Source organism: Aquaticitalea lipolytica, from assembly GCF_014641635.1.
In the GTDB taxonomy this organism is placed as follows: domain Bacteria; phylum Bacteroidota; class Bacteroidia; order Flavobacteriales; family Flavobacteriaceae; genus Aquaticitalea; species Aquaticitalea lipolytica.
In genome coordinates this window covers 835520-855206 of the sequence record NZ_BMIC01000001.1, presented here as the reverse complement: position 1 = coordinate 855206, position 19687 = coordinate 835520, and the positions used below count along the sequence as shown (strand labels likewise).

General features: G+C 30.5%; 20 protein-coding genes. 3 read left to right on the top strand and 17 right to left on the bottom strand.

Features of this window, described 5'->3' with window-relative positions; all coding sequences use genetic code 11:
• Positions 1–9 precede the first annotated feature (9 nt).
• Genes IEW41_RS03980 through kynU form a run of 5 tightly spaced genes read right to left on the bottom strand, consistent with a single transcriptional unit; the run spans position 10 to position 5558 of the window.
• Entirely contained in the window at positions 10–1449 is a 1440-nt protein-coding gene (locus IEW41_RS03980; RefSeq protein WP_188605038.1) for an aldehyde dehydrogenase, read from the bottom strand.
• Between the two features lies 1 nt (position 1450).
• Positions 1451–2482, bottom strand: coding sequence for a DUF2971 domain-containing protein (locus tag IEW41_RS03975; RefSeq protein WP_188605037.1), 1032 nt, complete (start codon positions 2480–2482; stop codon positions 1451–1453).
• Position 2483: 1 nt separating this feature from the next.
• Positions 2484–2888: a RidA family protein gene (locus IEW41_RS03970; protein ID WP_188605036.1), complete on the bottom strand. Its 405-nt coding sequence runs from the start codon at positions 2886–2888 to the stop codon at positions 2484–2486.
• Positions 2889–2896: 8 nt separating this feature from the next.
• Complete coding sequence (locus IEW41_RS03965) at positions 2897–4294, bottom strand: FAD-dependent oxidoreductase (RefSeq protein ID WP_188605035.1); 1398 nt, start codon at positions 4292–4294, stop codon at positions 2897–2899.
• The gene (gene kynU / locus IEW41_RS03960) at positions 4287–5558 is read right to left on the bottom strand and encodes a kynureninase (protein ID WP_188605034.1); all 1272 of its coding nucleotides are present in this window, start codon (positions 5556–5558) and stop codon (positions 4287–4289) included. Before kynU ends, IEW41_RS03965 begins: the two co-directional genes overlap by 8 nt.
• Before the next feature lie 116 nt (positions 5559–5674).
• On the opposite strand from kynU, the gene IEW41_RS03955 reads away from it, so the two are divergent.
• Positions 5675–6094, top strand: coding sequence for a (4Fe-4S)-binding protein (locus IEW41_RS03955; protein ID WP_188605033.1), 420 nt, complete (start codon positions 5675–5677; stop codon positions 6092–6094).
• A 120-nt stretch (positions 6095–6214) separates the two neighbouring features.
• Here IEW41_RS03955 and IEW41_RS03950 read toward each other — a convergent pair whose 3' ends face one another.
• On the bottom strand, positions 6215–6880 hold the full coding sequence (locus tag IEW41_RS03950; RefSeq protein ID WP_188605032.1) for a hypothetical protein: 666 nt from the start codon (positions 6878–6880) through the stop codon (positions 6215–6217).
• Positions 6881–6957: 77 nt separating this feature from the next.
• Here IEW41_RS03950 and IEW41_RS03945 point away from each other — a divergent pair, with 77 nt between their 5' ends.
• Complete coding sequence (locus IEW41_RS03945; RefSeq protein ID WP_188605031.1) at positions 6958–7758, top strand: class I SAM-dependent methyltransferase; 801 nt, start codon at positions 6958–6960, stop codon at positions 7756–7758.
• Here the strand turns inward: IEW41_RS03945 and msrA are convergent.
• The 3 genes from msrA to IEW41_RS03930 all read right to left on the bottom strand — a co-directional run bounded on the left by msrA (position 7755) and on the right by IEW41_RS03930 (position 10414).
• Positions 7755–8411 carry a peptide-methionine (S)-S-oxide reductase MsrA gene (gene msrA, locus IEW41_RS03940; protein ID WP_188605030.1) on the bottom strand — a complete coding sequence of 219 codons (657 nt, stop codon included), beginning with the start codon at positions 8409–8411 and terminating at the stop codon, positions 7755–7757. The two genes, IEW41_RS03945 and msrA, sit on opposite strands and share 4 nt — an antisense overlap.
• Before the next feature lie 123 nt (positions 8412–8534).
• Complete coding sequence (locus IEW41_RS03935) at positions 8535–9317, bottom strand: zinc ribbon domain-containing protein (protein ID WP_188605029.1); 783 nt, start codon at positions 9315–9317, stop codon at positions 8535–8537.
• 2 nt (positions 9318–9319) lie between these two features.
• Positions 9320–10414: a Nif3-like dinuclear metal center hexameric protein gene (locus IEW41_RS03930; RefSeq protein ID WP_188605028.1), complete on the bottom strand. Its 1095-nt coding sequence runs from the start codon at positions 10412–10414 to the stop codon at positions 9320–9322.
• Positions 10415–10468: 54 nt separating this feature from the next.
• Here IEW41_RS03930 and lpxK point away from each other — a divergent pair, with 54 nt between their 5' ends.
• Entirely contained in the window at positions 10469–11473 is a 1005-nt protein-coding gene (lpxK, locus tag IEW41_RS03925; protein ID WP_188605027.1) for a tetraacyldisaccharide 4'-kinase, read from the top strand.
• On the opposite strand, the gene IEW41_RS03920 is transcribed toward lpxK, so the two are convergent.
• Genes IEW41_RS03920 through IEW41_RS03885 form a run of 8 tightly spaced genes read right to left on the bottom strand, consistent with a single transcriptional unit; the run spans position 11466 to position 19626 of the window.
• Positions 11466–13700 carry an ATP-binding protein gene (locus IEW41_RS03920; RefSeq protein WP_188605026.1) on the bottom strand — a complete coding sequence of 745 codons (2235 nt, stop codon included), beginning with the start codon at positions 13698–13700 and terminating at the stop codon, positions 11466–11468. The two genes, lpxK and IEW41_RS03920, sit on opposite strands and share 8 nt — an antisense overlap.
• Positions 13701–13747: 47 nt before the next feature.
• Entirely contained in the window at positions 13748–14746 is a 999-nt protein-coding gene (gene gap / locus IEW41_RS03915) for a type I glyceraldehyde-3-phosphate dehydrogenase (protein WP_188605025.1), read from the bottom strand.
• Positions 14746–15624, bottom strand: a complete 879-nt coding sequence (lipA, locus tag IEW41_RS03910; RefSeq protein WP_188605024.1) for a lipoyl synthase — start codon at positions 15622–15624, stop codon at positions 14746–14748. Before lipA ends, gap begins: the two co-directional genes overlap by 1 nt.
• 52 nt (positions 15625–15676) lie before the next feature.
• Positions 15677–16891 (bottom strand): Nramp family divalent metal transporter, encoded by a 1215-nt coding sequence (locus IEW41_RS03905; protein ID WP_188605023.1) that lies wholly within the window; start codon positions 16889–16891, stop codon positions 15677–15679.
• Positions 16881–17762: a hypothetical protein gene (locus IEW41_RS03900; RefSeq protein ID WP_188605022.1), complete on the bottom strand. Its 882-nt coding sequence runs from the start codon at positions 17760–17762 to the stop codon at positions 16881–16883. The genes IEW41_RS03905 and IEW41_RS03900 overlap by 11 nt, the downstream gene beginning before the upstream one ends.
• Positions 17763–17764: 2 nt before the next feature.
• Positions 17765–18313 (bottom strand): RNA polymerase sigma factor, encoded by a 549-nt coding sequence (locus tag IEW41_RS03895; protein WP_188605021.1) that lies wholly within the window; start codon positions 18311–18313, stop codon positions 17765–17767.
• The gene (locus IEW41_RS03890; RefSeq protein ID WP_188605020.1) at positions 18304–19416 is read right to left on the bottom strand and encodes a glycosyltransferase; all 1113 of its coding nucleotides are present in this window, start codon (positions 19414–19416) and stop codon (positions 18304–18306) included. Before IEW41_RS03890 ends, IEW41_RS03895 begins: the two co-directional genes overlap by 10 nt.
• A gap of 6 nt (positions 19417–19422) precedes the next feature.
• Positions 19423–19626 (bottom strand): membrane or secreted protein, encoded by a 204-nt coding sequence (locus IEW41_RS03885; protein ID WP_188605019.1) that lies wholly within the window; start codon positions 19624–19626, stop codon positions 19423–19425.
• Between the last annotated feature and the right edge of the window lie 61 nt (positions 19627–19687).

The window sequence follows — 19687 nt, the reverse complement described above, 5'->3', positions numbered from 1 at the left end:
TTATGTCAATTAGTATTTAATACACACATTTTTTGCTTCAGTAAAAAAGCGTAAGGCTTCAAATCCACCTTCACGCCCAACACCAGATGCTTTTACACCACCAAAAGGTGTTCTTAAATCGCGCATCATCCAAGTGTTAACCCAAACAATTCCAGATTGTAATTGGCTACTCATTCGCATAGTGCGTTTTAGGTTATTAGTCCAGAGTGTAGCAGATAAGCCATATTTTACTTTGTTTGCCATTTGTAACACTTCATCTTCTGTGCTAAAAGGCATAATGGTTACTACTGGCCCAAAAATTTCTTCTTGATTAACTCTACATTCATCATTTTGGACTTCAATAACTGTTGGTTCTAAATAGTATCCATTTTCATAGCCATTCACAATTACTTTTTTTCCTCCACAAAGTATTGTTCCTTTTTCTTGCTTAGCAATGTTTATATAATCCATTACTTTTTCAAGATGAGGTTTTGATACTAAAGCTCCTATATTGGTTGAATCTTCTGAAGGATGTCCAACTTTTAATGCTTTAACTCGCGTAACAAAATCTTTTTTGAATTTCTCATAAATAGAAGCTTCAACAAAAATGCGACTTCCGCATAAACATATTTGTCCTTGGTTTGCGAATGATGAGCGAACAGTTGTTTCCAACATATCTTCATAATCGCAATCTGCAAAAATGATATTTGGGTTTTTACCACCTAATTCTAAAGATAATTTCTTGAACATTGGAGCTGCTACCTTAGCAATATGAGCTCCTGTTGCTGTACCTCCAGTAAACGAAATAGCTTTAATATCTGGATGTTCAATTATAGCTTGACCAGTTGTTGTGCCCAATCCATGTACAATGTTTAAAACGCCTTTAGGGAGGCCAGCCTCATTTAGTATCTCACTCAAAAGGTAAGCTGTCATTGGTGTCACTTCACTTGGTTTGGCTACCACACAGTTTCCTGCTGCTATTGCTGGAGCAATTTTCCAGGTAAACAAATAGAGTGGAAGGTTCCAGGGACTTATACAACCAACAACACCAATTGGTTGGCGTAGCGTGTAATTTACAGCATCTTGCCCAACACTTTCATGACTTTCACTTGCAAATTGGGTAATGGCATTTCCGAAAAAGCGAAAATTACTCGCTGCTCTTGGTATATCAACTGATTTTGCTAAACTCACTGGTTTTCCGTTGTCTTTGCTTTCGGCTTCAGCAAAACGCTGTAGGTTGGCTTCAAGTAATTCGGAAATCTTAATCATTATTCTACTGCGTTCTTCTAAAGTAGTTTGAGACCAACTAGGAAAAGCAGATTTTGCAGCTATATATGCATTTTCAATATCGTCTTTAGATGAGTTTGGGATTTTTCCATATACTTCACCATTAGAAGGGCAATAGTTGTCTATCCATTCATTAGACGTTGGATTATGGAAATTACCGTTTATGTAGTTTTGGATGTTCACTTTATTCTATTAGACCATTAATATTAAGGTTAATTTTTCCATCTTGATAGTGAGTAGTTGCCCATGCCATATCTTTGTTTTTATTTGCTATATAATGTACCATAATTACGTTTTCGGCATTGTAAAATAAATTATCTTTAATTTCATTCGCTAACCAAAGTAATTCATTTTCTTTAATTATTTTTTCAATTTCAATTTCGACATCACCTCTTCCTTTTATTGCCCAATAATTTTGTTTAATTATTTTAAAATTTATTGAAATCCCACCAGTTATTTCTTTTGGAATTTCTTTTAAATATGTCACTTTATTGGTGTTAATATCATCAATTGCTTCTGCTTCAAATTTATAAGTTTTTGGCAATTGTATCATTTGAAAATATTTTATACCTCTACCTTTTAATCTGTTCATTAATTCATTTTTTTGGTTTAAACTCATATTTAATCCAAAATAAATAGATTTAACTGATTGATAATAATAATTATTAATTCCAAAATCGTCAGTTATAATTCTATATTCTTTTTCATAAATCCATTTTTCATATTTATAACCAAACATTTTTTTTATAAGATCATTTGACTTGATAGCAATGTCTTCTATGCCAATTTCAGGTATTTTGTTATTATAAATAACTGAAAAGTTATGTTTATAATTTTTTGTTAATAATTCTAAATCATATTCAATACAAAAACCTTTATGAGAATTTCCATAATGAGCCCATAATAATTCATTATTATAAGTTTTTGATAATGAATAAATTCCAACCTTTTCAAGTTGCTTCATTAGATTTTCAAGAGCATCTTTGACTTTAATAAAACTTTCAGTTTTCTTTCTACCAAATAACCATTTTAATGAATTAGATTGACTAGTAAATCTATCTGTTGAAATTAACCCTTCGCAAGGATCATTCAAATCCTTATAATAAGTTCCCCAGAAATAATTCTTTTCAATTGAAATCAAATCTCTTTCAAAGTTTGAGATTTTTTGCCCTTCAAACTTAATATCAATTGCATCTCTGTATTTATAAACTAACAAACTACAATTTTTTATAGGCCATCACTTTAATTTCAACTACCAAATCTGGATGCGGTAATTGATGTACAGCAACTGTGGTACGTGTTGGGCCTGTTTCTTTGTCAAAAAATTCGGCATAAGCTTTATTATAGCCTGCAAAATCATTCATATTAACTAAAAAAGAAGTGACATCTACTACATCTTTAAGTGAAGCACCTTCTTTAGCTAAATTCTTTTCTATATTTAAAATTACTTCACGTGTTTGTACTTCAGCATTTAAACGTTTGGTTCCCATTTCGTCAATAATATCAACGCCTGCAATAGTATTGTCTGCACGACGAGAACTAGTTCCAGAAACAAATATAAAATCGCCAACGCGTTTTGTGTGAGGATAAGCACCTCTTGGTGTTACTATTTTTTCACTCATAGTTTAAGTTATTTTAATCCTGCAATTTTATCGTCTTCTAATATGTTTTTAGTAGCTGCTTTAACTTTTTCTAAGATGATTTTTAAATCATCATTAATATTAATGTCTTTGTCTGCAAGTAAGTTTAAAATTGCTTTGTCTTGAGCTCTCCCTTGTAACATTGCTTGCCTATAACCTATATCTTCGTTAAAGGTAACTAACGAATATTTTGAAGAATACTCATTAGGAAATGTTTTTTCTAAAGCCATCTCTAAGTTACGTTTTTCTCTGAAAATAGCATTGTTTACATGATCTTTCATTTCATGAAAATTATCAATAGCTAAATCTGCTATAGCGTCTGTATCTTTTTTACGAGTCTTTTCGTAAGCTTTAAAAACGCTTTCCCAATTTTGATGATGTTCATCTAAAACTTTATCAAATTCTACAACATCTTCAAAAGAGGCATTCATACCTTGGCCATAAAAAGGGACGATGGCATGTGCTGCGTCTCCCATTAATAGTGTATTGCCTTTATAATGCCAAGGCGAACATTTTACGGTTCCTAATGGTGACGTTGGATTTTCAAAAAAGTCGTCTACTAAGTTTGGCATCAACTCTAAAGCATCTTTAAAGTATTTACCAAAGAATTCTAATACACGTTCTTTAGTAGTTAGGTTATTGAAATTGTATTCGCCTTCATCAAAACTTAAAAACAATGTCACAGTAAAACTACCATCTAAATTAGGTAATGCAATGAGCATAAAATCGCCTCTTCCCCAAATATGAAGTGCATTTTTATAAGTTTTGTAGCCTCCATTTTCGGCAGGAAGTATACTTAACTCTTTATAGCCATGGGTTAAATAATCTTGTGAAAAACTGAACAAGAATTTTTTGCCTAGAAAATAACTTTTTCGCATTGCAGAACCAGCTCCATCTGTTGCAAAAATAGCATCTGCATCTTCAATAAATTCTACATTATTTTCGTAATCTTTAAAAGTAGCTGTTGTATTTTCGAAATCTACAGATTTACATTTTCTATTAAAATGTATGGTTACATTTTTATGCTTTTCGGCTTCATCTAGCAACAATGCATTAAGTTCTCCTCTTGAGATTGAATTAATAAATTCGTGCTCACGACCACTGTAAGGTGCTAAAATGGTATTGCCTTCTATATCATGAAGCATTCTGCCATTCATAGGTATGCAAAGTGTTTTAACTTTATCTTCAATACCAACCAATTTCATAGCCTTATTACCACGATCTGAAAAAGCTAGATTTATTGAGCGACCAGCAGAGATATTTACTTTTCGCAAATCTGGACGCATTTCCATTACAGTAACATTGTAGCCACGTTGCCCTAAACGTAATGCAAGAAGACTTCCGCAAAGCCCAGCGCCAATGATGAGTATGTTTTGTTGTTTATTCATTTAAAATAGCTTTCAATTTTTCAACCATTCTGTAAACATCTTCAAAGGTGTTGTATAATGGAACAGGAGCACACCTTATAACATCTGGTTCTCGCCAATCTGTAATGATATGCGCTTTGGTTAATTTTTTATGTAAATCTTTATCAGCATCTTTTACCTGAATAGAAAGTTGGCAACCTCTTTCTTTAGGATTTGATGGTGTTATGATTTTGATTTTGTTGTTATTCAATTCATTAATTAAAAACTCAAAGTAACCTGTTAGTTTTTCAGACTTCTCCCTTAAAGCATCCATCCCAACTTCATTAAACATATCTAAAGATGCTTTTATAGCTGCCATTGATAAAATTGGAGGATTGCTTAGTTGCCAGCCTTCGGCTCCAGGGATTACGTCTAATGGTTGTCGCATATTAAAACGTGTAGATTTGTTATGACTCCACCAACCAGCAAATCGTTTTAATTTTTTATTATGTGCATGCTTTTCGTGTACAAAAAGTCCGCCTAAACTTCCTGGTCCTGAGTTTAAATATTTATAAGTACACCAAGCAGCAAAATCTACTCCAGAATCATGAAGCTCTGGTTTTATATTTCCAACGCCATGTGCTAAATCGATACCAACCATACAGTTCTCAGCGTGCCCTAATTCGGCAATTTTTTTTATATCTAAATATTGTCCTGTGTAATAATTAACACCACCAATAAGTAGCAAAGCAATTTCATCTCCTTGTTCTTTAAGAATAGTTTCTAAATCTTCAATATGTAAAAGCTCTTCACCTTTGCGAGGTTTCCACTCTATTAAGCCTTCAGTAGCATCAAAACCATGAAAATTTAATTGGGTTTGTACTGCATATCTATCAGAAGGAAATGCATCACTTTCAATAACTATTTTATACTTGGTTTTTGTTGGTTGATAAAAACTCACCATTAGTAAATGCAAGTTCGTGGTAAGTGTATTCATAACAACAACCTCAATAGGTTTTGCGCCTACAACTTTTGCCATAGATTCCGTTAAGAACTCATGGTAAGGCATCCAAGGATTTTTAGCTTCAAAATGACCTTCTACACCAAAATTTGCCCAATCTTCTAATTCTTGATTTATATATTTTTTTGTGTTTTTAGGTTGCAACCCTAAAGAGTTTCCTGTGAAGTATAACCAATCATTTCCATCCTTATCTTTTGGAATATGAAATTGACTTCTATAATGAGATAATTTATCGTTTTGGTCTAGCTCCTTAGCAAAATCAAGACCTAATTTATAGTTGGACAAGGCGAATTGTTTTTCGGTTTCCAACAAAAATAGCAATTATAAATTTAGAAATGAACACTTAGTTAAGCGATAAATTGAACTTAGTTTTTTTGTATATTTAATACAAATTATTTGGTATGAGCAAAACAAAAGAATATTCAAACGGAGAAGTTACAGTTGTATGGGAAGCAGAAAAATGCATTCACTCTGCAATATGTGCTAAAGGTTTACCAAAAGTTTTTCAGCCTAAAGATAGACCATGGATTAAAATTGATGCCGAAAACACACAGGCAATTGTTAATCAAGTAAAACAATGTCCATCTGGTGCTTTAAGTTTTTATATGAATGCTGAAGGTGATAAAACATCAGAAAGTATGGAAACAAAAATTGAGGTAGTTGAGAATGGTCCTTTATTGGTTTATGGAACATTAAAAGTGACTCATAAAGATGGTAAGCAAGAAACTAAAAACAGAACAACTGCATTTTGTAGATGTGGACTATCTAACAATAAACCATTTTGTGATGGAACACATGTAAAACAAAATTTTGTTGGATAAAAAAGAGAAAGTGCTTCAACTTGTTAGATGAAGCACTTTAAATATATATAGACGCATACTGCGGAATATTTATACAATATATACGTCTTAATTGTAAGTTTTAGATGTTTTGAAGTAAAATTATTCTTCCAATACTACCTTAATATTTCTTAAAAGGAGATTCCAATCACCTTCTGCTTTTTTATGTTCTAGGGCTATTTTTATGCCATTAAATTCTTGATAATTTTCAAAAGTGTTTGATAATGACGGTTCGGTAGTATTTCCTTCACGATAGCTCCATTCTTTAATAATATAATTATCATCAAAGTAAATGTCATATGCGTCACCAGGAGTATAACCACCTTCATTAGAATACAAAATAGTAATTTTGTTGAGTTTTTCTTTTTTAATTGGAGATTGAGATTTTTCTACTTCAGAAATTGTAGTGCCTTCATCCCAAATTAATTGAAATGGAATTAACGCCCAAAATTTATCATTTATAAACCCTCTATCAGCTTTTAATGCTATTGAGTCCATATTATTCCTATTATACACTGTAACTACACTATCACGAACTAATTTAATGTCATTGGTTTTTGGATTCCATACCCAAGCACGACCACTTTGAGGATCATCTGCTTTACCACCAAATGTAAATTCAAAAGATTTTACCTTATTCCAATGTTCAAAACCGTGAGCATTTGCTATTTTTTCAGCAATAGAAAGTTCTTTAATAGTTTCTTTTTTCTCCTCTTTACAAGAAGAGACTATTAAAAGTAGAATGAATAATGCAATAGAATTTTTCATAGTATTTTTATTCAAAGTTAAGAAAGCTATTGTAATTGATGAACTTATTTTATTTTAGTTGTGAAATTTTAAAAACTATGAGTGATAATAACCATTATTTTGAAACCAATAGAGCAACTTGGAACACTAAAGTGAAAGAACACTCTAAAAGTGATATGTATAATATAAAGGCTTTTAAAGAAGGGAAATCTTCTTTAATGTCTTATGAGTTGAAGGCTCTGAGTGATGTTAAAGATAAATCTTTACTGCATTTACAATGTCATTTTGGGCAAGATACATTAAGCTGGAGTAGGTTAGGAGCTAAATGTGTTGGAGTTGATTTGAGTGATGAAGGTATTAAACTAGCGCAGCAATTAAATAAAGAATTAAAACTTGATGCTGAGTTTGTATGTTGTAATGTTTTAGAAACTTCGAAATATGTAAACAACACGTTTGATATAGTTTTTACTAGTTATGGAGTTATTGGTTGGTTACCAGATTTAAAGCCTTGGGGAAAAATGATTGCCGAGCGTTTAAAGAAGGGAGGAACATTTTACATGGCAGAATTTCATCCAATTGTTTGGATGTTTGACTATCGTGAAGGGAAATCAATTATGAGATATGGTTATATGCAAGACGAAGTTATTTATGAAGAGTATGAAGGAACTTATGCCAACCAAGACGCAAAAATGACAAGTAAAGAATATGGCTGGAATCATGGTTTAAGCGAAGTTATAAACGCGCTTACTGAGGCAGGTTTGCATATTGATTATTTAAATGAGTATGACGAATGTCCTTATAATGTATTGCCAGACTTAGAGCAAACTAAATCTGGAATGTATGCAACAAAAGATAAACTGTATCCTTTAATTTTTGAAATTAAGGCAACAAAGTTTTAATGTTTGCTTTTTAATAACTCTGGAAATTTAGCTTTAAACCTATTTAATCTTGGTATAGATACATTTTGGATGTATGGATTTTCAGGATGTAAACGCTCGTAATTTTGATGATAATCTTCGGCTACCCAAAATTTTTGAAAAGGATAAACTTCGGCAGCTATTTTAGTATTTAGCTGTTTGGCTAGTGCTTCTTTCTTCTTTAAAATAATTTGTTTTTGCTCATCATTCTGATAGAAGATAATGGAGCGATATTGCGAACCTTTGTCAGGGCCTTGTCCATTTACCTGTGTTGGATTTTGAGAACCAAAATAGACATCTACTAAAGTAGCAAAACTCACTATTTTAGGGTCATATATGACTTCAACAGCTTCAGCATGACCAGTTCTACCTGTATTACTAGATTCATAAGTTGGGCTTTTTGTGTAACCACCAGAATAGCCACTTATAACTTCGTCAACCCCTTTAATGCTTTCGTAAATAGCTTCAACACACCAAAAACATCCACTTGCAAAATATGCTTTTGCTTTTCCGTTTTCTAAAGCTACTTCAATAGGTTTTGCATCAATAACAGCTTGTTGTTTGCTGTTAACTTGTGCATTATTCTGACAGCTAAACAAAAGAGTAACAAAAATAAAAGTGAATATGTTTTTCATAATTATAGTTTTCTTTTAGTAGTCGAACAAAACTATAAAACCTTAAAGGTTTAAATGTGAAAATTATACTAAATAAAAAAGCCTTCATTTAGATGAAGGCTTTTGGTATAATTTGATGTTTGCTTATGCTAGCTTAGCAAACATTTTTTCCATTTTTGCTTTTTCTTCTTCAGCAAGTTGTGCATCAACTAAGATACGACCACTATGCTCATCAGTAATAACTTTTTTACGAGAAGCTATTTCTACCTGCACTTGAGGTGGAATTGTAAAGAAAGAACCTCCAGAAGCACCTCTTTCAATTGGTACAACTGCTAATCCGTTTTTTACATTCTGACGAATTCTGTGGTATGCTTCAACTAAACGAGTTTCTATTTGATTTTGGAACTCTTCAGATTTTTTAATTAAAGCTGTTTCTTCTTTTTCAGTTTCAGCTAAAATTGCGTTTAATTCACCTTTTTTATGCTTTAAGTGAGTTTGACGATCTTTAAGTCTGTCTTTAGTTTCAGAAATAACTTCCTTTTTTTGCTCAATCTGAACTTTAAATTCTTTAATATGCTTTTCAGCTAATTGAGTTTCTAATTCTTGAAATTCAATTTCTTTAGTTAATGAATTAAATTCTCTGTTATTTCTAACATTCTTTTGTTGTTCAGCATATTTTTTAATTAAAGTTTTAGCTTCTTCAATTAAATTCTTTTTTGCTTTGATATCGTTATCAATCAATTCAAGACTATTGTTTAACTTTTCAAGTCTGGTATTTAAACCTTCAACTTCATCTTCTAAATCTCTAACTTCTAAAGGAAGCTCTCCTCTTATGTTTCTAATCTCGTCAACTCTTGAGTCAATTAATTGTAAATCATACAAAGCTCTTAATCGCTCTTCAACAGAAAGTTCAGCTTTTTTTGCCATAATTATAAATACTTTACAGGATTGGTGTTTATCATCGATAAAACGACTGCAAAATTAGTAATTTTTTTTGATAGATAGTCAGCTAAAAAGTTTTTTGTGAATTGTTCGCTTTCATAATGGCCAATATCTGCTAAAATTATTTGATTTTCTGCTGAGAAAAAATCATGATATTTAAGATCTGAAGTTATTAAAACATCAGCGTTTACTGACTTTGCTGCATTAATGGCAAAACTTCCAGAGCCTCCTAATACAGCAATTTTTTTAACCTCTTTTTTTGTAATATTTGAATGCTTAATACAAGAAACATTCATTTTTTGTTTTACAAAGTTTAAAAAATCTTCTGTTTTCTGCTCATTTTCAAGTTCTCCAACCATTCCCATACCAATAGTTTGGTTATAATTATCTAAGGTAGCAACCTCAAAAGCAACTTCTTCATAAGGATGATTCTCAAAAAGCGATTTTAAAATTTTAGATTCTAAATGTTTCTGGAAAGTTACCGAAATTTGTGTTTCTTCTTCACTATGTAATTTGCCTTTAGTGCCTATAACTGGATTGGAATTTTCATTGCCTTTATATGTGCCAACGCCATCACTATTAAAGCTACAGTTTTCATAATTACCAATTTGCCCTGCTCCAGCATTAAATAATGCTACTCTTAATGTTTTTGCATCTTTTTTAGGGACATAAGTTGTCAGTTTTTTTATTGTTCCTTGTTGAGGTAATAATATTTTTTTATTTGTTAGTCCAAGAGTGTTACAAATAATATCGTTAACACCTTGTAAGCAATTATCTAAAGCTGTATGAATGGCATAAATAGCAATATTGTTTTTAATTGCTTTTATAACAACTCTTTCGACATAATTAGAGCCATTAAGTTTTTTTAAGCCTTTAAAAATAATAGGATGAAAGCTTACAATAAGGTTACACTTTTTTGCTATAGCTTCATCTACAACTTCTTCAAGCGTGTCTAATGTTACTAATACTCCAGTGAGTTTTGTTTTTTTATCACCAACTAAAAGGCCAACATTATCAAAATCTTCGGCATATTGTAAAGGAGCTAATTCTTCTAAGTAATTTATGACGTCTTGAACAATCATATTATTTTTTTGTATTAGGTTTAAAACAAATATAAATATTATATTTTCGTTGTGATGAAAATATTGAGATACATATTATTTCCTGTTGTTCCTATTTATTATTTGGTAACTTGGATAAGAAATATTTTATACGATTTAGGAATAAAAAACTCTAAAGCGTATGATTTACCCATAATTTGTGTTGGTAATTTAAGTGTTGGTGGAACAGGTAAAACACCAATGATTGAATATTTAATCAATTTACTTAAAAAAGACAACAAGGTTGCAACTTTAAGTAGAGGTTATAAGAGACACACAAAAGGGTTTATTGTGGCTGATGAATCTGCTTCTGCTTTATCCATTGGAGATGAACCATTTCAATTTTATAAAAAATTTAATGATATAATAGTTAGTGTTGATGCTGATAGGCAAAGAGGTATTGATAGTTTATTAAATTTAGAGTCAAGACCTGATTTAATATTGTTGGATGATGCTTTTCAGCATCGAAAAGTAAAAGCTGGATTTTATGTTTTACTAACACCTTATAGCGACTTGTATGTTAACGATATGTTGCTTCCAACAGGAAATTTACGTGAGCCAAAAAATGGAGCAAATAGGGCAGATGTTATTGTTGTTACTAAATGCCCTGATGGTATTGATAATAACGAAAAGCAATCAATAATTGCTGCATTAAAACCAAAAGCGCACCAAAAGGTGTTTTTTAGTACAATAAAATATTCTGAAGTTTTGAAGAGTGCTACTGATGACAAAGATTTTAATTTTTTAAAGTCTAAATCATTTACATTGGTAACTGGAATTGCAAACCCAAAACCTTTAGTAGATTTTTTAAAAGCTAAAGATTTAAATTTTGAGCACCTTAATTTTGATGATCATTATGAGTTTACAGAAAGCGATGTAAAGCTTTTGCGTGAAAAAGAATTGATAATTACTACAGAGAAAGATTTTATGCGACTTAATTCGCATTTTAAAAAGGACGATAATTTGTTCTATTTACCAATAAAAACAGATATTGATAATAGTACTTTATTTAATAAAATAATTACTGATTTTGTTAAATAGAAGTTGCTGATTTTTTATTATTAATTAGAGCATTGTATAGCTTCTTCTCAAAATCATCTTGTTTAAACGGTTTTGAAATAATATCATTAAAACCAGCCTCATCAAACTCATGCATTTTGTCTTCTAAAGTCACAGCAGTTAAAGCAAAAATTGTAAGCTCTTTATCGAAGGTTCTAATAATTTTAGTAGCTTCTAGGCCACTAATTCCTGGCATATGAATATCCATTAAAACAACATCATAACGATTTTGTTTTACACGTTCTACAGCGTCTTCTCCGTTGTCAACAATATCACAAGAGAGACTCATTTTGTTTAAAATCTTTTTGGTTATCATTTGATTGATTTTGTTGTCTTCAACAACCAAAATTTTAATAGTACTTAAGTCCAATTCGTTAATGTTATTAAAATGATTAGGTTTTTCAACTTTTATAGTTTCTTCAGAATATGTTAGAGGGATTTCAAAAATAAATGTTGACCCTTTTCCAAGCTCGCTTTTAAGGTATATTTTACCTTTTAGAATTTCAATAAGTCCTTTTACAATAGAGAGACCAAGACCAGTTCCTCCATATTTTCTGTTAATTTGAATTGAACCTTGTGAGAAACTTTCAAACATATGTTCTTGCTTTTCTTTTGTAATACCAATTCCGTTATCTTCAATTTCAAATCGGAGTGTATAATCATTGTCTTTTTGGCTTATTTTATAAACCCTTACCCAAATATCACCATCTTTAGTGAACTTAATTGCGTTACCAATTAGATTGATTAATATTTGAGATATTTTTAATTGATCAGCAATGTAAGTTTCAGGCAATCCTTTTTCAAATTCATAATGCATTATTACATTATTGTCTAAAGCCGAATTATTAAGTGCTGAAACAACATTTTCTACTTTCTTTTTTAAGTTAAAAATCTCTGGATCTAATTCAACTTTGTTTGCTTCAATTTTATTTATTTGTAGTATGTCATTAATGAAAGTTAGTAAATAATCACCTGAAAATTTTAAAGACTTTAAGTGAGTTATTTGATCTGGTTTTGGGTCTTCGTCAAGTAGCATATTTGTTAACCCGGTTACTGCATACAAAGGAGTTCTTAGCTCGTGAGTTACAGTAGATAAAAAGTTAGCTTTTGTTTTTGAAGCTAGTTCAGCTTTTTCTTTAGCAACAATCAACTCATCATTTTTTTTATGAAGCATGTTGTTTGTTTTTAGTCTAATATTATTATTCTTATAAAGAGAAAGTGTAAGTAATGATAGGATTGTAATTAATGCAATACTTAAAATGGTTGTAATTCTTGTTAAGCTATTTTCAGCATCAGCCTCTTCTAGTTTCACCTCCATATCTTTAGTTTTCGCATCTTTATACTCATTTATAAATTGAGCTCTTCGTTCTGGAGATAAGTTTTCACGCTTTATATCTAAAAGCGAGTCTGAAAGTCTAATATGTTTTTTTAAAAATTCATTAGCAAGTTTATAGTTTTCTACACCTTGGTATACATCGCTTAATGTTAAATAGCCATCATTAATGTTTTCTATTATGTTGTTAGATTTTGCAATTTGCAAACCTTCTTCAGTCATAGAAAGTGATGAAGGATTGTTTTTATCAATATGCTGTAATACTTTACCGCTATTAATAAGCGCGCTACTTAATATTTTTGTTTGATTATGTTTTTTTGAAAGAACAATAGTTTTTTCTAAGAGTGATTTTGCGTTTTTGTAATCTTCAAGTTCTATATAAACTTTTGCTTCATTTAAGGTTACTTCAGAAATATATGCTTCTAATCCTTCTTCTTCAAATTTTGTTTTTGCTGAGTTAAAATATTCAAGAGCAGTTTTGTATTCTTTTTTACTACTATGTAATATTCCTCTAATGTTGTAGGTAACAGCAAGGTCAGCATAATCATTAATTTCTCTTTGTAATTCTGCTGCTTTGGTAAGTGATACTAAAGCATTTTCAGGTTCCTCTACTAAATATTGAAGTTTGGCTATTTTAGTATAAATATTACCTGTACTTTTTTTGTCGTTAACTTTTTTAGCTAATTCTAATGCTTTTTGAAGGTTGTCAATTGCATTATAATAATCGCCACGATCACTCTCAAAACCTGATTGAGTGACATAATTATCAACACGCATTTTTAATAGTTCAACGTCTTCATTTGCACTATTTTGTGCAGATAAAATTGTTGAAAAGCATATTAAAATAGTAACTATGTAATACTTGATTGGGGACATATTTGGCCACTTTAATTGAACAAATATAATTATTTATTCGATAAAAGTTACGATTTGTCCGATAAATTGCAAATTAAATCAATAATTCTGCAAGAGTAGCCAGTTTCGTTATCGTACCAACCTACAATTTTTATCATGTTTCCTATAACTGAAGTCATTTGAGAATCAAAAACACAAGAGTGTGGATTTCCAACAATATCAATAGATACAATTGGGTCTTCAGTATATTCTAAAATGTTTTTCAGATATGTTTCTGAAGCTTTTTTAAATGCCGAATTTATATCCTCAATTGATACAGTTTCTACAACATTAAAAGTAATATCTGTTAGTGATCCGTTTGCAACAGGAACGCGTATTCCGCAACCACCAATAACATCAGACAATTCAGGAAAAATTTTTGTTAAAGCTTTTGCTGCTCCAGTTGTAGTAGGAACTATAGATTGTCCTGCTGCTCTAGCACGACGTAAATCTTTATGAGGTTGATCATGTAAGCTTTGATCTGTAGTGTATGAGTGTATAGTAGTAATATATGCTTGCTTAATTTTGCATAAACGATTTATAACATCAATCATTGGCGCTGCATTATTTGTCGTGCATGATGCGTTAGAAATAATGGTTTCTGTACCATTTAAAACAGATTCATTTATGCCAATTACTACAGTTTTTATATCATCTTCAGTTGGAGGTACAGATAAAATTACACGTTTTGCTCCATTATTAATATGATATTGTAATTCACTTTTGGTTTTAAATTTTCCTGATGATTCAATAACAAAATCAACCTTAAAAGGTGTCCAATCAATATCTTCAGGGTGTTTATGATTTAATAGACTAATCTTTCTACCATCAACAATAATAAAACCGCTTTCTGATGAAATAGGTTTATTAAACACACCATGAATGCTGTCATACTTTAACAAATGGCTTAATGTTTTTGCATCTGCTAAATCATTAATAGCAACAATTTGCATATCACTACGCTCTTGTATTAATCTAAACACACGTCGTCCTATTCGACCAAAACCATTTATTGCAACATTAATCATTAGTTAATGTGTTTTTGTGCTTTGTATGAAGATCTAACCAATGCACTACTTTCTACATGACGGAAACCTAAGTCTAAACCAATCTGTTTATATTCATCAAATTGTTGTGGTAAGATAAATTGTTTTACTGGTAAGTGTTTTTTACTTGGCTGCAAGTACTGACCAATAGTTACAACATCAACATCATTAGCTTTTAAGTCGTGAAGTGTTTCAATAACCTCTTCTCTTGTTTCACCAAGCCCTAACATAATACCAGATTTTGTGCGACGTTGTCCTTGAGATTTTAAATATTTTAAAACTCCTAGACTTCTATCATATTTAGCTTGAATACGTACTTCTCGAGTTAAACGTCTAACAGTTTCTATATTATGCGAAACGACCTCTGGAGCAACATCAATAATTCTGTCAATATGCTGTTCTATACCTTGAAAATCTGGAATTAAAGTCTCTAATGTAGTTTCAGGATTCATTCGTCTAACTGCTTTAACAGTTTCTGACCACATAATACTTCCCATATCTTTTAAATCATCTCTATCTACACTTGTTAATACAGCATGTTTAATATTCATGATTTTTATTGAACGGGCAACTTTTTCAGGCTCATCCCAATCTACAGTTTCAGGACGTCCTGTTTTTACACCACAAAACCCACAAGAACGTGTACACACATTTCCTAAAATCATAAATGTTGCAGTACCTTCTCCCCAACATTCACCCATATTTGGGCAACTTCCAGATGTGCAAATTGTATTAAGCTTGTATTTATCAACTAATCCTCTTAACTCAGTATATTTCTTTCCTGTTGGAAGTTTAACACGTAGCCATTTAGGTTTTGCTTGACGTTCTGGTAATATATTTGAAGACGTTTCTGTATTCATTTAAAATGCAATTAACTCATGCAAAGATACAAAGTTAAATTGTAATAAAATGTTATAATGTAGATAGATACCAAATGCTAAAAGCGATTAAAAATAGGATGCCTAAAATGCTTAAAATGTGCATTTTTATTGAAGGTTGCCACTCTTTAGGAGTGTGCTTGCTACTAATTAATCTGTAATTTATAATAGCGTAAAATGGTGCAGTAAGAAATGATAGTATAGTTGCTATTTTAATTAATAATCCCATTTCTGAGTTTAAAAAGAAGAAAATAAAAATAGTTCCTAAAGCTAGTATGAGTAGCCACAATAAATATCCTCTTTTTAGAATGTTACCAAATAGCAATTGGGTAGTTTTTTCCATTGCTCGAGGTGAAGCATCTAATGTTGTTAGTGTAGTGCTAAACATTGTTGTAAAAGCAGCAATGCCAATTATTACATAAGACCAACTGCCTAAATTTTTAGTATACATATTAATAAGTTGGTTTGAGAACTCACTAGCTGAGCCACTAAAAACATCTTCGGTATGAAACATTACCAAAGCACCTAAAGAGATAAAACCTAATCCTAAAATTATTGTAAATAAATAGCCTACATTAAAATCGAAAAGTGATGATTTTACATCATAAGTATTTGTGTCTTTGTGTTTTTCAATTGCCCAAAGAGAATGCCAAATTGAAATATCTAAAGGAGCTGGCATCCATCCCATAAAAGCAATTAAAAATGCTATTTCTACACTGTTTTTTGGAAGTATTTGTGCAAATGAAAAAGATGTTTGGTTATTTGACAATGCGATAATTACAGCTACAACAGTACTAATTGTAAGGGTTAGCACAATTACTTTCATTAGTTTGTCAAGAAAACTATATTTCCCAAAAACAAGAATAGAAAAACTGATACCTAAAATTATTACTGTCCAAAATTCTAAAGAAATAAAATCTCCAAAAATAGATGAAGCCAAACCTGCAGTTACTATAGTTACTGCAAGTTGGATGGTAAACATTGTAGCAATGCTTAAAATGAAATAGGTAATTAAAACGCCTTTTCCTAATTTTTTGTAACCATCTAAAAGGCTCTCGCCAGTTGCTAAAGCATAACGCGGACCAAATTGAAAAAAAGGATATTTAAAAATGTTTACAAGTAGTAAAGCCCAAACTAGGCCAAAACCAAAATCTGCTCCTGCACGTGTTGATTGTACCAAATGAGAAACACCAATAGCAGCACCAGCAAATAATAACCCTGGGCCAATATTTTTAAGGTTAAAACTCAAAAATCGATGCTTTTTTAAATTTAAAACTGTTTCTAATTTTTATTAAATGTTGATTGTCAACATATATAGGTTCAAGTACAGTAGTGATATCTTTTTTTCCTTTTCCTCTTTCGGTTACTCTTATATTATCAATTGTAACTATACTTTTTTGTTCAGTATCAGATTTGTAAACTGAAATTTTTGAATGTCTTAAACCATCACCTTTTTTTAATTCACTAATTGCTTCTGAAGGATTAATTTGAAATTTTTCTATGAACTCTTTTTTGAATGCAATATGTTCGAAATCAAAATCAATATAATCTTTTTTAAACCATTTGTTGTCTTTTTCTGAAAATGGAATTGTTTGAAAATGTAAATAATTATTATATGACAAAAACATGATTATAGCAGCTTCAACCAACCAAACTAACCATAAAACAATGCCTTTAAATGTAGTTCCAAACATTTCCCAAACACCAAATTTATTTATGATAATTATATTTTCAATTACTAAATCTGGTCTGAATATCATATTAATAAAAAAAGTAATTCCATCTATAAAACTAAATTCAACAGAATTAATAATATATAAATACCATATCCATTGAAAACACACAGCTATAAAAGCTAAAACTAAAGTGATGATAATGCTTTTTTTCCTGTTTCTTATTTTGAATATACTATTGAAAAAACGACTAACAAAGGAGATTGAAATGCCAAATCCTATAGCAATTAAAAAATTAAAGTAAACAAGAGGTAGGTAGTGAGTAATTATACTGTAAAGAAAACTCAAAATGCATATTGCAATGAGGCTGCATGTTACTGATAGCGAAATATTTAGTGGGTTGGCTATTCCAGATTCTTGATAAAACTGACTTTGTGTTTGATTCATACTTACTTCTTCTTAATAATTTCTGCCAATAGTTTTTTAGCACGAAGCAACTTTACTTTCACATTGTTTATGGGCTCGTTTAGTTGATCTGAAATTTCTTTGTAGCTTAACTCTTGGAAGTATCTTAAATTAATAATTTCTTGATAATGAGGTTTTAACTTCTTTATGTCTCGAAGTAATTTTGCTAAGTTTTGCTCTGTGATTAAGTCATCTTCAGGCGAAGGAGATTCATCAATAATATCGTAAAAATCATTATCATGAGGTTTACTTGTAGTATTTGCTATTGATGATTTTTGCTTTCTAACCAAATCAATATGAATATTCTTTGAAATGGTTATTAACCAAGTTTTAAATTCATAATTTTCATTATAAGTATGAATTTTATCAAACGCCTTAGAGAAGGTTTGTATGGTTATGTCTTCTGCATCATTTTCGTTTTCTGTACGTTTTAACTGAAACCCATAAACATCATTCCAAAAGGTGTCCAATAAATAATTAAACGCCATTTGGTCGTTTAATTTGGCTTTCTCAATAGCTTGTTTTATTTCCAATGATTGGGCTTTGAAGATATATTTTTCATAAATATAGAGAATTGCGAGGTAATTAAAAACAATTCTAACAAAGGTAAATAGGGTATTAGGTCGTTTTCTTTAAGTTTTTTTGATGTAACTATAAAACTTGTAAAGAGAACAATGTATCTTAAAGCTATTAGTATAAGTACAATTTTCCAATATGTAAGTGTGCTTATTAATAGAATAGCTAAAACATAAAAAAGTATCTGTGACGCATAAAATGTAGCTAATAGTAATTTATGTTTTGATTTGTAATGCTTTGCTGTGCTAATATGTCTTCTTTTTTGAAGTATCCAGTCTTTAAAATTCTTTTTAGGGATTGATTCTGTAAAGCTATTTTGGTTTATACAAATTATTGTATTTGAAGCATCAGCAATTTGATTTATAAACAAATCATCATCACCAGATTTTATATTCATATGATCCATAAAACCTCGAGCTTCAAAAAAGGTGTCTTTTGTGTATGCTAAATTACGACCTACTGCCATGTAAGGACTTCCCATTTTTGCATAAGAGACATATTGGGTTGCTGTTAATAAGGTTTCAAATCGTATAAGTTTATTTAAGAATGATTTCTTCTCTTTTTTATATGGACTATATCCAATTACTATCGATTTTTTATCAGAAAAATGACTGCTCATCTCACTAATCCAGTGTTTTGATACAGGTTTGCAATCTGCATCAGTAAATAGTAAATGATTATGTGTTGATGCTTTTATTCCAAGAGTAAGCGCATATTTTTTGTTTCCCCAAAACGCTTCAATACTTTTTACATTAACAATTTTAATATTATTGTGTAATTCTTTGAAGCTCTCCATTACTTTTAAAGTTTTATCTGAAGAACAGTCATTAATTAAAACGACTTCAAAGTTTGGATAATCTTGTTCTAAAATTGAAGGCAAAAAATGTTTTAGGTTTTTTGCTTCGTTTTTAGCACATATAATTACTGAAACTGGGTGTTTTTTTGAGGTTTTATGAAGAGTGTTTTGTTTTTTGAAAGCAACAAAAAATACACCGTAATAAATAATCTGAATAAGTATAACTACAATAAATAAGTAGAATAGAATATTAAAAATTAGCATTAATACCTATGAGTGTTGAGGTTCATTACAATTTTCAAATTGATCTGGAGTCTTGCCACAAAAACCACAAGATTCACCACTTTTATTCAACATCGGATTTTGACTTGCACAAGTTCCAGCAAATTTTCCATCCTTTTTTGCCCAAATTTTTATTGCAATTCCTGCTATTGCAAGTCCTAAAAGAATAAGAGTAATTAAAAAAAGTTTCATTATAAAAATATTTATGCAAAGATAGTGCTTTTCATAAATATAAACGAACATCTTTTTAAGT